This window comes from Priestia sp. YIM B13551, assembly GCF_042787905.1.
Classification (GTDB): domain Bacteria; phylum Bacillota; class Bacilli; order Bacillales; family Bacillaceae_H; genus Priestia.
Genome location: NZ_JBHZOX010000001.1, coordinates 688,725 through 703,438 on the forward strand (window position 1 = coordinate 688,725; position 14,714 = coordinate 703,438).

Annotated in this window: 19 protein-coding genes; 8 read left to right on the plus strand and 11 right to left on the minus strand. The window is 36.5% G+C overall.

Features of this window, described 5'->3' with window-relative positions; genetic code table 11:
• Window positions 1-3: 3 nt before the first annotated feature.
• A complete protein-coding gene (locus tag ACFX4N_RS03550) occupies window positions 4-399 on the minus strand; it encodes a CDI toxin immunity protein (RefSeq protein ID WP_013056903.1) in 396 nt (131 codons plus the stop codon).
• 331 nt (window positions 400-730) lie between these two features.
• On the opposite strand from ACFX4N_RS03550, the gene ACFX4N_RS03555 reads away from it, so the two are divergent.
• Window positions 731-1,819: an FAD-dependent monooxygenase gene (locus tag ACFX4N_RS03555; RefSeq protein ID WP_063671486.1), complete on the plus strand. Its 1,089-nt coding sequence runs from the start codon at window positions 731-733 to the stop codon at window positions 1,817-1,819.
• 103 nt (window positions 1,820-1,922) lie between these two features.
• On the opposite strand, the gene ACFX4N_RS03560 is transcribed toward ACFX4N_RS03555, so the two are convergent.
• Both ACFX4N_RS03560 and ACFX4N_RS03565 read right to left on the minus strand, forming a co-directional pair.
• A complete protein-coding gene (locus tag ACFX4N_RS03560; RefSeq protein ID WP_013056901.1) occupies window positions 1,923-2,258 on the minus strand; it encodes a helix-turn-helix domain-containing protein in 336 nt (111 codons plus the stop codon).
• Between the two features lie 182 nt (window positions 2,259-2,440).
• Window positions 2,441-2,566, minus strand: coding sequence for an anti-repressor SinI family protein (locus ACFX4N_RS03565; RefSeq protein ID WP_013056900.1), 126 nt, complete (start codon window positions 2,564-2,566; stop codon window positions 2,441-2,443).
• A gap of 232 nt (window positions 2,567-2,798) precedes the next feature.
• Between ACFX4N_RS03565 and ACFX4N_RS03570 the strand changes: the two genes are divergently transcribed.
• Both ACFX4N_RS03570 and ACFX4N_RS03575 read left to right on the plus strand, forming a co-directional pair.
• Window positions 2,799-4,352 (plus strand): alpha/beta hydrolase, encoded by a 1,554-nt coding sequence (locus tag ACFX4N_RS03570; RefSeq protein ID WP_063671484.1) that lies wholly within the window; start codon window positions 2,799-2,801, stop codon window positions 4,350-4,352.
• Between the two features lie 15 nt (window positions 4,353-4,367).
• Window positions 4,368-4,838 carry a DinB family protein gene (locus tag ACFX4N_RS03575; protein ID WP_013056898.1) on the plus strand — a complete coding sequence of 157 codons (471 nt, stop codon included), beginning with the start codon at window positions 4,368-4,370 and terminating at the stop codon, window positions 4,836-4,838.
• A 64-nt stretch (window positions 4,839-4,902) separates the two neighbouring features.
• Here the strand turns inward: ACFX4N_RS03575 and ACFX4N_RS03580 are convergent, their stop codons facing one another.
• The 3 genes from ACFX4N_RS03580 to ACFX4N_RS03590 form a co-directional block, all read right to left on the minus strand.
• A complete protein-coding gene (locus ACFX4N_RS03580; protein ID WP_013056897.1) occupies window positions 4,903-5,100 on the minus strand; it encodes a hypothetical protein in 198 nt (65 codons plus the stop codon).
• Between the two features lie 115 nt (window positions 5,101-5,215).
• Window positions 5,216-5,644: a metallothiol transferase FosB gene (gene fosB, locus ACFX4N_RS03585; RefSeq protein WP_013056896.1), complete on the minus strand. Its 429-nt coding sequence runs from the start codon at window positions 5,642-5,644 to the stop codon at window positions 5,216-5,218.
• A gap of 65 nt (window positions 5,645-5,709) precedes the next feature.
• Entirely contained in the window at window positions 5,710-6,321 is a 612-nt protein-coding gene (locus ACFX4N_RS03590; RefSeq protein ID WP_013056895.1) for a LysE/ArgO family amino acid transporter, read from the minus strand.
• Between the two features lie 103 nt (window positions 6,322-6,424).
• Here ACFX4N_RS03590 and ACFX4N_RS03595 point away from each other — a divergent pair, with 103 nt between their 5' ends.
• A complete protein-coding gene (locus ACFX4N_RS03595; RefSeq protein WP_098196440.1) occupies window positions 6,425-7,867 on the plus strand; it encodes an aminotransferase-like domain-containing protein in 1,443 nt (480 codons plus the stop codon).
• On the opposite strand, the gene ACFX4N_RS03600 is transcribed toward ACFX4N_RS03595, so the two are convergent.
• The 3 genes from ACFX4N_RS03600 to ACFX4N_RS03610 are packed head-to-tail and all read right to left on the minus strand — an operon-like array spanning window position 7,858 to window position 10,186.
• A complete protein-coding gene (locus ACFX4N_RS03600; RefSeq protein ID WP_013056893.1) occupies window positions 7,858-8,934 on the minus strand; it encodes a HAMP domain-containing sensor histidine kinase in 1,077 nt (358 codons plus the stop codon). The two genes, ACFX4N_RS03595 and ACFX4N_RS03600, sit on opposite strands and share 10 nt — an antisense overlap.
• Window positions 8,931-9,611 carry a response regulator transcription factor gene (locus ACFX4N_RS03605; RefSeq protein ID WP_057273104.1) on the minus strand — a complete coding sequence of 227 codons (681 nt, stop codon included), beginning with the start codon at window positions 9,609-9,611 and terminating at the stop codon, window positions 8,931-8,933. The genes ACFX4N_RS03600 and ACFX4N_RS03605 overlap by 4 nt, the downstream gene beginning before the upstream one ends.
• An 11-nt stretch (window positions 9,612-9,622) precedes the next feature.
• Window positions 9,623-10,186 carry a class I SAM-dependent methyltransferase gene (locus tag ACFX4N_RS03610; protein ID WP_057273103.1) on the minus strand — a complete coding sequence of 188 codons (564 nt, stop codon included), beginning with the start codon at window positions 10,184-10,186 and terminating at the stop codon, window positions 9,623-9,625.
• A gap of 233 nt (window positions 10,187-10,419) precedes the next feature.
• Between ACFX4N_RS03610 and ACFX4N_RS03615 the strand changes: the two genes are divergently transcribed.
• On the plus strand, window positions 10,420-10,554 hold the full coding sequence (locus tag ACFX4N_RS03615; RefSeq protein ID WP_257206077.1) for a hypothetical protein: 135 nt from the start codon (window positions 10,420-10,422) through the stop codon (window positions 10,552-10,554).
• 83 nt (window positions 10,555-10,637) lie between these two features.
• Here the strand turns inward: ACFX4N_RS03615 and ACFX4N_RS03620 are convergent, their stop codons facing one another.
• A complete protein-coding gene (locus ACFX4N_RS03620; RefSeq protein ID WP_013056891.1) occupies window positions 10,638-11,357 on the minus strand; it encodes an SDR family NAD(P)-dependent oxidoreductase in 720 nt (239 codons plus the stop codon).
• A 197-nt stretch (window positions 11,358-11,554) separates the two neighbouring features.
• Here ACFX4N_RS03620 and ACFX4N_RS03625 point away from each other — a divergent pair, with 197 nt between their 5' ends.
• Window positions 11,555-12,181 (plus strand): FMN-dependent NADH-azoreductase, encoded by a 627-nt coding sequence (locus ACFX4N_RS03625; RefSeq protein WP_013056890.1) that lies wholly within the window; start codon window positions 11,555-11,557, stop codon window positions 12,179-12,181.
• Window positions 12,182-12,209: 28 nt separating this feature from the next.
• Here ACFX4N_RS03625 and ACFX4N_RS03630 read toward each other — a convergent pair whose 3' ends face one another.
• Window positions 12,210-12,977 carry a TrmB family transcriptional regulator gene (locus ACFX4N_RS03630; RefSeq protein ID WP_013056889.1) on the minus strand — a complete coding sequence of 256 codons (768 nt, stop codon included), beginning with the start codon at window positions 12,975-12,977 and terminating at the stop codon, window positions 12,210-12,212.
• Window positions 12,978-13,099: 122 nt separating this feature from the next.
• Between ACFX4N_RS03630 and ACFX4N_RS03635 the strand changes: the two genes are divergently transcribed.
• Together ACFX4N_RS03635 and ACFX4N_RS03640 are read left to right on the plus strand one after the other, a co-directional pair.
• Entirely contained in the window at window positions 13,100-13,873 is a 774-nt protein-coding gene (locus ACFX4N_RS03635; protein ID WP_013056888.1) for a sulfite exporter TauE/SafE family protein, read from the plus strand.
• Window positions 13,874-14,418: 545 nt separating this feature from the next.
• Window positions 14,419-14,703: a hypothetical protein gene (locus tag ACFX4N_RS03640; RefSeq protein ID WP_013056886.1), complete on the plus strand. Its 285-nt coding sequence runs from the start codon at window positions 14,419-14,421 to the stop codon at window positions 14,701-14,703.
• Window positions 14,704-14,714: the final 11 nt, after the last annotated feature.

Genomic DNA, 14,714 nt, shown 5'->3' on the forward strand with positions numbered 1-14,714 from the left:
TAATTAACGTGCTGCTAAACCAATCATCATTTTACCGTCTTTAAAATACTCAATTACATAGTCAACAGACGGACAGTAAATAAATGCTTCTTCTGTAAGATCAGCTGTTTGTTGAAAAAATAGTAAAGCCTGAGCTAAATCGACGCTTACAGCTTTAGTTGCTCGTTTCCAAAATAAAACAACCTGATGTTCTTTTATATTCATCTCTTGAAGCCATTTTTTGATTTCTTCAATATGCCGGGTGGACTTTTTAATTAATACTTTTCTCCAATTAATTTGCATGATTGTTAAAAAAGGAAAGGTGTTTGAAAGTTTTTCGAAGTAAATGCTTGTCTGCCTTTTTGTTAGCAAATCTGCACTGTTACCCAATGTTTGAATATAATGTTCTACTTTTGTCATAATCATCCTCCAGTCGAAATTGGAGTTTGCTAGAATTTTCAGAAACGATCTCTACTCTTCTTGCTAAAAATCCTGCAGCTTTCCAACCGTGCTTTTTCTCAACAATTTTGAAATTTCACCTTTTTATACAAATTATTCAAAATAATTTGTGTATTTTAGTTTATCATAAAACTTAATCTTTGACTTTGATTATGTAGAACCTTATTTGTGTTTTGTCCAAAGAGCGAATTTCATAGAAGAAAAGCTATAAAAAAGTTGACATTAACATTTATAAAAGTTAATATACTTACTAAAAGTAACTTAATTGCATATAACAAACAAGGTGAAGAAAATGAACTATCAAACAGATGTGTGTATAATAGGAGCCGGACCAGGCGGTGCTCTACTGGCCTATCTACTGGCTAAACAAAATATATCAACTATACTGATAGAGAGATCTGATGAGCTTGGAAAAGAATTTCGAGGCGAACATTTAAATGAAGATGGAGAAATGATTCTTAAGAAACATCATATATTTGAAGAAATTGAAAGCTTAGGCCTCCTTCGAATGTCTAGGGTCGAATACTGGAAGGATGGACATGTATTCAAAACGATAGAATCTGAACTTGGACATGCAGGAATTCATGTTCCACAGCAGCATCTCCTTCAGTCTATAAATAACCAAGCAAGCATCCATCTCTCCTACAAGCTTATGCTGGGCACAAAAGTAACGGAGCTAATGCAGAATGAAAAAGGACAATATACTGGAATAAAAGCTCAGCAAAAAGGCCGGGGTGAAATAATAGTTGAAAGTAAAATCATTATTGGAGCAGATGGTCGATATTCAACTGTTCGCAAACTTGCGCACATAAAAAACAATATCCACAATCATGGATACGATTTGCTTTGGGCGAAAATTCCTGCACCTGCCAATTGGGAGCCTTCTATTAAATTTTCACTTGTGAAGCAGCAGCAGGTGGCGCTTTTTTCTCAAGCAAAAGGCTTTGTTCAAATCGGATGGAATATTGAAAAAGGCAGCTATCCTGCTCTTCGAAAGCAATCGTTTAGACCGTTTATTCAGCGTTTAATAGACGCTTTCCCTAGCTTAAACCTTTCAATAGAAAGGTTTATTACGTCGTGGTCAGACTTTACGCTTCTTTCTGTGCAAAGCAGCATAAGCGAAGTATGGTCAAAGCATCACCTGTTATTATTAGGGGATGCTGCTCATACGATGACTCCCACTGGCGCTTTTGGATTAAACGAGTCATTAAAAGATGCTGACTTACTGTCTGACTTACTGCATCAAGTTTTTTATCAAAACAAAAAGATTTCAGAAACATTGAGACAGTTTGAACAGAAAAGAAAGCCTGAATTAATAACTCTTGAACGTATTCAGTTTCAGCGAGAAAAAGAATTCTCGTCCCATTTTATTTCTTCTTAAGCCTAAAAAAGAGATTCCATAGATAAATGGAATCTCTTTTTTACAATCATGATTTTTCAGCAGTTGTTCTATGTAAGTTCTCTTTTATGTATATTCCACGAAGTTAATCTTGCTTTGCCCGCTGCCATTTTTGAAATTCAAGAAATTGTTTAAACTGCTCTTTGCTTATTCCTGACTCCGCTGCTTCTTTTGCTAACTCAAGCCACTCATCATCAATATCCAACGATTCAGATTTATCCATAGGCTCATGAATCAATCTATCAATACTGACGTTCAATGAGGTAGAAATTTTGTTTAGAAATTGAATAGATGGGTTGAGCTGAATTCCTCTTTCTACTGAAGATATGTACGATTTAGCAACACCCGCTCGGTTTGCAAGTTCTGTTAGCGATATTCCCTGTTTCGTTCTGAGATCTCGAATACGTTGGCCAATTGTCATTTTAATCACCCTTACTAATGCTTACTTATCGATAATAATACCATAATTTCACTTTACCGTGCATTATAAATAAACGTTCTTACTGTAAAGGGATGATTATACATCTAGTAGACATAGCTTGAGACTCGCTATAAAGGTTATCTATGCTTAGAAAATTCTTTATTTTCTTACTAGTGTATTGGCTAAGAATTTGAGCTAATACTTTGTAAAAATTGTCTAACTTCCTCGATGCTTATACCTGTTTGTTTTGCTTCCATTATGAGCATAACCCATTCTAAGTCTAACGCATTTTCGTCTTTAAAATTCATAATTCTCCTCCTTTCTTCTTTTTTCGAAATTGATAACGTTTTCTTTTTGCTGTTTTTGGGCATTCTCCCTTATTTTTCACTATGGTTTTACAGTATAATGGATATTACTAGAACATTAGACATTTTTTAATTACTAAAAAGTACCCATTTTTTTGAATTTTTTGTCTATTCTTATCATAATAATTTTACCGTTACACAAACGCTACAGTTAGACACTAGGAGGATTGTTTTTATGCCTTTTCTGCATACGGCGACAGAAAAAATTTACTATGAAGTTCATTCGCCCGTATTCACTGACAAGACAGAAACCATTGTGATGGTTCATTCTGTTATCACTGATCATACGCTTTTTGATTCTATTACTGCAGAATTAACCCAACATTATTGTGTTATTCAATACGATTTGAGAGAGACAGGAAATAGCGCCTCCGCTACAGGGGAGATATCGTTTGAGGCTCATATTGAAGATCTTTTCCACTTATTACATACGTTACATATAAAGAAATGTTACTTAGTTGGCGTGGGATTTGGAGGACAAATCGCTGTTAAATTTGCTGCCCGCTATGAATTTCTTATTGAGGGACTGATACTATTGTCTCTTCCTTTTTATTCAGATAGCACCCTTCAAAAGATTAAGAGATGTTACAACGAAGAAAGTAAAAACCAAATACCGGTAGATAAAATTTTCGAATTAGGCAAACTAGAGAGTCTGGAACCTACAAACATACAACAGGTAATTGAAAGACTAAAAAAAATGGATCCCGGTGTATATTTCCGCTTTCTTAAACTATCTATTACAGACAATCTATTTCAAGAGTTGACTAGCATTTCACTTCCTGTACTCACTTTATCTGGTCAACATGATTTTCTGTTTTCATCTCAGTATCTCATTTCAAAGACGATGTTTTTAAAAAACTACAGTCATATGACCATACCTAACGCACATTCTTTATTTTTGGTAAAAGAAAAAACAACTTTACTCAAAGAAATTGCCGTAGATTTTATTAAAAGTAACAAAACTCAGCCGTCTTCTTTAAGAAATGACTCTATGAAAATACTTAAAAACTGGGAAAGTGATACGGCTATAGACATACAAAAAGACTTCCATGCCCACACACCCTCTCTTAAAGTAGATTTCTTGTACTCTTTTTCCGTCTATGTAAATGGCCAGCTTATTACAGAGGGCTGGAATAAGCGCTTTGCTCAAGAAATTTTACTATATCTTATTTTTCATCATTCTATCAGCAGAGAACAGCTATGCGAAGCGTTGTGGCCTGACATACCTTTAAGCAATGCCAAAAAGAATTTACGCGTCTACTTGTCTCATTTAAAAAAGTTATTGAATGCAGAAAAGGAAGAGCCAGTTTTACTTGTTAACAGGCAGCTCATTTCTTTAAACGCAGATGTATCAAGCGATGGATTAGATTTATTAACTGACCTTCAGTGGATTACCGAACAGTCTGATCCGACGTTGAAATTCAAGGAAGCTGAACAGCGACTGCACCAATTAGTTCCTCATTATTTAACAACGATTTATGACGACTGGTTCCTTGATATCCGAGTAAAAATAGAGATTATTCTTCTTGACTTATTAATCTGGATGAAAGAATGGCTTTGTGAGAATGGAAAAGTTTCAAAAGCCGTATTTTTACTCATTAAATTTATTGATTTAGTAGAAGAAAAGGAATTCATTTATGATGAAATTGTCGATTGCTATATTAAGCTCGATAACAATGAAAAATCAGAGTACTGGCTGGATCAAAAAATGCGGTATTTAGTTGAATAAAAAGGATGTGAATACATGAATTCGTACTGTGAGATGGTGTTTAATCAAATAAACGTTAACATCCATTCCCTAACCGCAATCATTAATGACGTTACAGAAGAAGAGCTTGCTTATCGTCCCCTCCCTCACAAGCGGTCTATTCAAGAGCTGTTGCAGCATTTATGTCTCATTTGTAGTGCAGACTATTATATTTCCTTAGGCTACTCTGCAGATAAAATGAATGACTTTTATCTGCAGCATCCAGCTTATACAAAGCTTGAACTCAAAGCTGCTTTAGTAGAGGGCTTCAATCAGCTAAAAGCAGCCTACTCTTCTTTTGACGAACAAAAGCTATTTTCACTGCAGACATCCTATTGGGGATGCACGTATACACGTTTTGAGTGGCTACTTGAAATTCAATCTCATTTATACCATCACCGTGCAGAACTGTACACGCTTCTAACCTGTTACCGCAGAAACGGATTGGATGTAGTGCTTTTTGAGTAATATCATTTTGAAATAGAAAAAAGCAGTGAAGCTAAAGCTTCACTGCTTTTTCTTACTATTTATATTAGATAACCTTTATTTTTGTTTTAATTGTATAATATGTATCTGCTACTAGTCCTACTGCAAGTCCGCTAATCATCCCGTACGGCAATACGCCAGGTACATTTTGATAAAAAGTTCCGATGAACATTGCAGCTAGTATGCCGAAAAGTACGCCTATTACAATATGCGAACCAAACTTCACCTGTTTTGCGGTATACATTCTTCCTCCTCCTCACTTTTTTTCCATTATATCACAACAGTATCGTTTGTTTAATGATAAATGCAAGAAGAAGGCGAATGTAATAGAATTATAACCTCATGTAACTATTTTAGTACTACTCTTTTAGCGAATAAAACTTCATATGTGGCTTTTCATCTTGGTAATACGCTAAACGGTCTTGGAGCGTACCGGTATGAAATTCAAATTTATGCCCATCTGGATCCGTAAAATAAAGAGATTTTTTGTCTCTCTCGTCACGGCTTCTTCCCGGTAAGATTGTTACATTATGCTGTTTTAACAATTCTTTTGCTTCGTCAAAGCTTTCAATGGTAATAGAAAACGCTAAATGAGTATACGAATACTGAATTTCTGATCTAGGTACATTTTTTTCTTCGTTTAACGCCAGCCACAATCCATTAAGATTAAAATAAGCGGTGGATTTTCCTTTCACTAAAAGTTCCGCTCCTAACACTTTCTGATAAAAGGTGATGGACTGTTCTAAATTTGACACGGAAAAGCACATATGATTAATTCCTTGAATCATTTTTTACCCTCGCTTTCTAGAAAAAAGCATTTTTATATTACATAACTTTCCTTTCAACGTTTATTCTAATGAAAAAGAATGCTTTTTGCCATGTAAAGAGCCACTCCCCAAATCATACATGCAGAAACCTTATTCACCCAAATCATTATTTTCCCATTTGTATCCATTTTTCCTATCACTTTTCCTGCAAAAGCTAAAAATAAAAACCATATCCATGAAACAGATATCGTAACCAGCGTAAAAATCCATTTTTCCTTTCCGCTGTACAGTAGAGAATTTGTTCCGATTACGCCTATAATATCCATCAGCGCGTGGGGATTTAGCAGAGATACAGAAGCAGCAAATAGAATCTGCGCTTTTACCGTCATTCCTTCCTTTAATGACGTTTTCGAAGGTTCGCTCTTCCATGTTACAAAGCCCATATACGCTAAAAAAAGAAAACCTATTCCAAAAATAAGCGTTTGAAAAAACGAAAAAGCAGCAACTACTGCTGAAACTCCCAGCACTGCGACTATAATTAAAATCGTATCACAAACAGAAGCCGTCACCACTACAGGAAGCGCCTGTTTGAACATCCGTTGATTTGCTCCTTGATTAAAAACAAACACATTTTGTACTCCTAAAGGTAAAATCAAACCGAATGCTAACAACAAAGCGTGTATAACCACTGTAAACATGTTACTCTCTCCTTTCACTTTCATCTTACAATTGACATCCCCTGTTGTCTCCATCCAAGTTTTGATTTATAATACCAACCAAATTACAAAAAGGTGGTCTCACATGAATTGGACTCCAAATCCGGCTGATAAAAAGCCAATGCACAAACAAATTCAAGAGTATATGAAAGAGAAAATTACAAATGGAGAATGGCCTATTGGAACTAAAATTCCTTCGCAGCGCCATTTGGCTGCTACCTTTTCTGTAAATAGAAGCACAGTGGTAACAGCAACTGAAAACTTAATTGCTGAAGGACTGCTTAGTGGAAACAAAGGTGGTGGAACCAAAGTCATTAACAATACGTGGAGCTTACTAGCAGCAGGTTCTCACATGAACTGGAGTTCTTATGTAGAGGCAGGAATATACCAACCAAATTCTTCGACTATCCGCCATATTAACGAAGCTGAATTTCAACGGGGCATTATTCGTTTGGGAACTGGAGAGTTAGCACCTGACCTGCTCCCTTCTGATCAGCTTTCCGAGCTGTTTAGCGGAATGAAACATAGAAGCGTACACTTGGGGTACGAGCACCCAAAAGGTAACGGTGAACTGCGACAAGAGTTAGCGAAGCATGTAAAAAAACGAGGCATTGAAACGTCTCCTTCATCTATTTTAATTGTATCTGGTTCACTTCAAGCGCTTCAATTAATTTCAATCGGCCTGCTGCCTCCAGGTGCCAATATTTTAGCTGAAAAGCCATCTTATCTTTATTCTCTGCCCTTGTTTCAGTCCGCACAAATGAAAATAACGGGCGTTTCATTAGATAAAGAAGGAATTCAATTATCTTCATTAAAAGACCAGCATGAAAAAGAAAAAGGCACAGTCTTATATACGATACCCAACTTTCATAACCCAACCAATGTGACGATGAGCGAACAAAGGCGTCAAGAGCTACTTCATCGGTGTGAAATGATGCATTTGCCTATTATTGAAGATGATGCTTACGGAGAGCTTTGGTTTCATTCACCCCCTCCGCTTTCATTAAAAGCTCAAGATAAAAACGGAATGGTTCTTTATTTAGGAACGCTCTCTAAAACCTTCAGCCCAGGATTTCGAATTGGATGGGTTGTCGGGCCAGAACATGTGATTGAGCGATTGGCCGATCTTAAAATGCAAGTTGACTACGGAGCTAGTTCCTTATCTCAATGGGCTGCTGCTGAAGCTCTTAAGACAGGAATTTATGACAATCACGTTGCCAGCGTACGGTACAAATTAAAAGAAAAATCTCAGAAAGCACAGGCTATTTTAGAGAAGCATTTGGAAAGTCTCGCTACATGGAATGTTCCGAGCGGAGGTTTTTATTTTTGGCTTACGCTGCATAAGCCTGTTTCGATGCGTAAATTATTTAAGCACTGTCTAGATCAAGGCGTCCTTTTAAATCCAGGCGCATTATATGATCATGAAACATCGCAGCATATCAGAATATCCTTTGCTTATGCGACGCTTCCAGAATTTGAATACGGTATTAAAATAGTAGCAAAAAGCCTTAAGAATCTTTACTTATGATTCTCAAGGCTTTCTTGTGTTAGCGGCAGCTTTATAAAAAAAGTGAGCTTATTACGCTGAAGCTCCGCTCGTATATCTCCTTGATGAAGCAGGATGATTTGTTTAGCAATAGCCAGTCCTAAGCCTGAACCATTCGCATCCGTTCTTGATTCATCACCTCGATAAAATCGATCAAATAACTTTTCTACCTCAAGTTTTTCACTGATGTTAATGCTGTTCCTAAAGGAAATAATCAACGAATCCTCATCAATTTCCTGATTCACCTCTAATACGGAAGGCTTTTCGCTGTACTTTTTGGCATTTTCGAGCAAATTTTGAAATACTCTTACCATTTTCTCTACATCAATCAATACAACCGATTCACTAGCAAAACTAGTCTGAACGTCAATGCCTTCTCTTTTTAAAATCGGCTCGTACTCTCCTATCACCTGCTGAAGCAAACGTTTCATATCCACTTCATTTCGTTGAAGCTGAAGATCGGGACTCGTTAATTTTGTATAGTCAAACAACTCTTCAATTAAATCCGTTAAATAATTTGCTTTTGAATCGACAATATATAAATAGCTATCTAATGTTTCATCATCTAAATTTGCTCTCTTTTTAATTAAATCGAGGTACCCCACAATGGAGGTTAGCGGCGTGCGCAGATCGTGAGACACACTGGATATTAGCTCATTTTTTGCTTGTTCGATTTCTCGTTCGCGATTAAATTTTGTACGAAGCTGAGCAGACATTTTGTTAATATTTTGACTTAACTCAGCCAGTTCATCTTTTCCTCGCACATGGATGGTTGCTCCTAAATCTCCATTTGATATTTTTTGAACCTGTTCGGAAATTTCTTTCAGGTAACGAATATGGGAACGAATAAGTACTAAAAAAACAAAAATAAAGACCACAACCGCCATAGAAATAAGCCCAAACGCCAATAGATTATATGCAGAAACATTCATTTTCTCTTCTTGTATATACCTGCTTAAAACAAGCCTAGAAATTAAAATAAAAATTAAATTAGTAGCCAAAAAGCTTATAATGACAGCAAAAAGAAGCTTTACACTTATTCTTCTCATATCCTGTATCCTACGCCCCATATTGTTTTAATATAAATGGGCTTTTTCGGATTATCCTCAATTTTTTCGCGGATTTTTGTAATATGAACCATTACGGTACTATCCGATTTAAGCGCGTCTGCTTGCCAAACGGCTTCATATATTTTCCCCATACTCATCACCGTGCCCTTATGACGTGCAAGCAGCTCTAAAATATCAAACTCTTTTGGCGTTAAGCGAATCTCTTGGCCGCGTACAAAGACGAGTCGGGTGCTGCGGTTAATTTCCAAATCGCCAATTTGAATAATTTCATGCTCAGCACGTTGATTGTATTTTTTATAGCGTCTAATTTGTGATTTAACCCGCGCGATGAGCTCGAGAGGATTAAATGGCTTTGTTAAGTAATCATCTGCGCCTGCTGTTAAGCCAGATATCTTGTCCATATCTTCTGACTTAGCTGACAGCATGATAATGGGCATGTTTTTTTCTTCACGTATTTTAAAAGCAGCCTCAATTCCACTCATCTGCGGCATCATAATATCTAATATAATTAAATCTACCTCTTGTTCTTCTAAAAGCGCTAACCCAGATACAGCATTAGAAACTTTCAGCGCTTCAAATCCTTCATTTTCTAAGTAAATAGCAATTAAATTACGAATTTGCTCATCGTCATCCATAATTAAAATTCTGTCTTTCATTTACAAACTCCTTATATCTCATTCTTTTCACATGTAAAAATGTATGCAGGCGGAACATTTCTCCACTCTTTTTCTACCTTAATCTTCGGGAAAAACGTACGAATCAACTCTTTTTTTAAATTCGTATACTGAAACGTAATAAATTTCCCTTCATCAGCTAATACGCTGCGCGTGTTTTGCAGAATACAGTCCGACACTTCAGACGGCAACGAGGCAAAAGGAAGACCTGATAATACGTAATCTATTTTTGTAATACCATACTGTATCAAGTACTTTTGAACATTTTCAGCGGATCCGTTTATCACGTACACATTTTTTTCATTCCTTACTTGTTCCTTTACTTTTTCGTAAAAATGCCGATTATATTCGATAAGAAGCAAAGTTGTACAAGCGCTTCGTCTTCTTATTAATTCACGGGTGAAAGCTCCGGTTCCTGGTCCGTACTCTACTATACAGGCTGCATGTTCAAAATCAATCCCTTTTATCATCTTTTTCGCTAAGTGCTTAGAGCTTGGCAAAAGTGCTCCTACCGTTCGCGGCTGGTGAAAATATTGATACATAAAAGCTAAATTCATTTTCTATTCCTTCTTTCTACTCTTTCTTTCTAGAATAGAAAAAAAATCTAAAGAAACGTTAAGTAAATTTCTTAAGAATTCTTAAGAAAACAAAAAGGAGGATGGGACAAACGTATTTTAGTTGAAGGAAGATCCGAACTATGAATTAAAATCCTTTATTGAGAATTAAGTGCATTCGAATTTTTTATGGTGATAGTCAACGTAGGTTTCATGTATGTAGGTGCTTCTAGCTGTTGATTGGAGGGCAAGGCCAAGACTCCTGCCGGAAAAGCGGAACAGATGAGACCCCGCAGGAGCGCATGCGACGAGGAGGCTCATCGGCCGCCCGCGGAAAGCGAAGTCTGGCACGGAGATCAACAGCGGTGTAACACGCGCCATACTGAATTATTTATCCCATTTGTTCGTCTTTGGATTGATGTAGTTAATGTCTCAATTCCTTTTGAAAGAGTATTCAGCGTAAATAACATCCGCTATTAAGATCAAAGGTGGCTCCTGTATAATGTTTTGCTTGAGGGCTTAATAAAAACAGGACCGTATCTGCCACGTCTTGAGGCGTAACAAAGCTTGGAATCAGCTGATGAGCGATGTATTCATTTTTGCGCCACTCTGGAATATTTTTCATCATATCGGTATTTACCATTGTAGGTGCTACCGCATTCACCCGCATATAAGGAGAAAAATTCATCGCACAGCTCTTGGTTAATCCTAATACTGCTGCTTTAGACATTCCATATATAGCATCGGAGCTTCCTTCCATTCCTGACACGGACGATATATTAATAATCGCCCCTTCTGTTTCCTTTTTCATTAATAATTCGCCAAAGTACTTGGAGAAATAAACATATCCTTTAATATTAATATCCATCACAAAATCTATTTCGTTTTCTTCATAATCCAATAAATTTTTTCCTAAATACACGCCTGCATTATTAACTAACCCATACAAATTTTTATCTTTTATTTGATAAAAAAGATCTTTTACATCCTTTCCATTTTTAACATCTACTACATGCGTTTCAATATGGCCCTTTGTATCTTCAGCTAGTTGTCTCAAAGCTTCATCATTAATATCACAAGCAATAACTGAATAGCACTTTGACACACACTCTTTTACAATTTCTTTGCCAATTCCAGAACCTGCACCCGTAACAATTATCCATTTTTCTTTCATCTCGACACCTCTTATTTACTTCTGTTACACATACTTGTTATGTAAATATTCAAACATTTATTATACCATTATTTTCTATATAAAAGTTCTTTTCCTATGCTCTTTTTCAGCTTACTGAACAAAGTGCGTATAGTTTTTTATACTAGTGATAACGATAAGACAGTACATTATTTCAAACAAGAAAGAGATGATAAGACGTGGCAAAAGTACTTTATATTACAGCTCATCCTCACGATGAGTCTCAATCATTCAGTATGGCAACTGGAAAAGCATTTATCGATGCTTACAAAGAGCACAATTCAAGTGACGAAGTTGTACATATTGACCTTTATAAAGAAAATATCCCTCATATTGATGCGGATGTATTTAGCGGCTGGGGCAAACTTCAGTCTGGCTCTGAACTTTCTTCTCATGAACAGGAAAAGGTCAATCGTCTTGCAGAACTGAGCGAACAGTTTGTAACCGCGGACAAATATGTTTTTGTAACGCCTATGTGGAACTTTTCATTTCCACCGGTTATGAAAGCTTATTTAGACTCTGTAGCCGTAGCCGGTAAGTCATTTAAATACACGGCAGAAGGTCCTGTTGGGCTATTAACGGATAAAAAAGCGCTTCATATTCAAGCGCGCGGAGGCATTTATTCGGAAGGTCCCGCAGCTGATATGGAAATGGGGCATCGTTATATTGGAATTATGATGAATTTCTTCGGAGTACCTTCGTTAGACGGCATTTTTGTCGAAGGGCATAACGCAATGCCAGATAAAGCGCAGGAAATTAAAGAAAAGGGAATAGCCGAAGCCAAAAAACTTGCGCAAACTTTTTAATACAAAAACCCGCATAAAGCGGGTTTTTCTACGCAAAAAAACTTTCTCTTTCCCTTTCGATCCATCTGTCCATTTCCTGATCACTTTTTTCTACAAGTCTGTTAACGAGAATATCATGCCAAATATAGTTTTCAAGTAAATTAATGTTGACTGCGTTATTTGTATAGTAAGCCATTTCTTTATGACCATAAATCATTTCACTGCTGTCAACAGATATAATAAACCAGTTTTGATTCCCAATGTTTTCGGTATAGCTTGTATGACGGTGCCGGTCAAATTCCTCCATCGCTTCATCTTGTTCAAACACAATTCCTTTTAGTGTGACACTCTCCCTTAGCTGTAATAAAAGGGGCTTCAACTCATTATAAATATCGGGCCAAAGCGAGATGACAATTTTATTTTTTGCTTTTAACAATAGCGACTCACAAAAAGCAAGAATCGCTCTTTCCCCTTTCATCGTCATAACCCGGCTTTCTTCTATAGACTCTGCAGCTTCAAGACGTTTAAGCGTTTCGCTAACGTCTTCATACGTTTCGTTCCATTTTTTCTGCAGCGAATGCAAAAAAGCATCGACGGGCAACGACGTGTACCGGGTGCCATCATTACTCTCTTCTTTTAACACCATGCCTTTTTCCTCTAGTGTTTGTAAAATATCGTATACACGCGCTCTTGGCACACCTGAATGTTTACTAATACTATAAGCAGTGGAAGATCCTTTTTTAACAAGCGTCACGTATACTTTTGATTCGTACTGATTAAATCCAAGCGACTGCAGCTGCTGAATAATATTTTCCATAAAGGAAACCTCCCTGTTTTTTAAGTTATTTGAAATTTTCATCATTTACATATTTACAACTGCTTTTTATATAGTTACTATTTAAGTAGTCACTATATATTATGACATGAGGAAGGTGCTTTATGGAAGAATTAAGTTTACAGATTGTTCTTTTGCTTTTACTATTTGGTTTTTTAGCTGCATTCATCGACTCTGTAGTTGGCGGAGGGGGTTTAATTTCAACGCCTGCCCTTTTATTTTTAGGCCTGCCTCCCGCTGCTGCCTTAGCTACAAATAAATTAGCCGGAACGATGGGCGTATTAACGAGTACCATTCGATTTGTTAAATCCGGAAAAGTCGATTTTCGCGTCGTAGGTAAATGGTTTCCTTTTGTATTTATTGGTTCTTTAGGAGGTTCAATCACCGTTCATTTTCTATCCTCTGCTTTTTTGAAACCTGTTATTTTGATTCTCCTTGTTTTAGTTGCTATTTATACAATCTTCAAAAAAAACTGGGGCACCACGTCCACGTATAAGCCGCTGTCTATTAAGAAACTTATTTTCTTTACTGCACTTATTTTTATTATTGGCTTTTACGATGGTTTTTTAGGAGCAGGCACAGGTTCATTTATTTTATTTGCTTTTTTATTTATGGGATTTGATTTCCTGCAGTCAGCAGGCAGTGCAAAATTTTTAAATTTCGGCAGTAACTTAGGTGCTTTGCTTGTGTTTTTATATTTCGATTCTGTTGTATTTTCTTACGGATTAATTATGGGGTTTGCGATGATCGTGGGTTCTTTTGTCGGGTCAAATGTCGCTCTATCAAAAGGCGTGACGTACGTCCGAACGCTTTTTATCCTTGTCACTTTAAGCCTTATTAGCAAAAACATATTCGATTATGTGAATCAGTACAAATAGATCAATGGTTTCTTTAGAACCATAACAATGAACCTATATATCTATTAGATTAATAAAACCACCTCTTACTATTTTTTTATTTTTGGGTAAATGTGTAAAAAAACACTAAAATTGCTGTATACTGGCCCATGTTGTTTTACATAATTTAGAAATATTATACAGAGGTGAACATTTTGTTTAAGAAATTCAGGTTTTTATGGTTTATTCTGCTGATCTTTGCACTTATTTTTGTCAAAAATACGTTCTTTTCTTCTTCAGAGAACGCCGCTGAGACTCTAGCAACGTCAGATGTTCCACAAGCCGCAGATACTTTCAAAGATGGAAACAATCAGTAGGACGGAGTCATTATTCAAAAATATCGCAAACAGCTAGATGCAGCGCAGAAGAAAAGCGACGAAAAAGCTACTAAAGAAATACAAGAAAAAATTTATGAAGGCGGAAGACAAGCGGCACTAAACTTTTTACCGCGCAATAAATTTCAAAGAGCTTTTTCTCAGCCTTCTAAAAAATCGGCCGATGATATTTATAACTTTCTAATTGCCCAAGTGGGGTTTGGAGGATATTATTCTCTTTATCAAGAAGCAATAGCCGCAAAAAAAGAAGCAGCTTCTTCTACTGATGAATTAAATATGAGTGGCATTCAAGCTAAAACCGCTGCACTTACATACGGCACACTAGCACAAAGAGAGCATCTGCTTGTTACAAGTCTTGCCTATGACTTAAGCAGCGTAGGCGTCATTTCTTCCGATACAGCTAAAGATATTGATAAAAAAGCTACTCATATGCTAGAAGTTAGAAAAGAAGGAATAAATGCCGCGATGCAAAAATAGTTTTGCGAAGT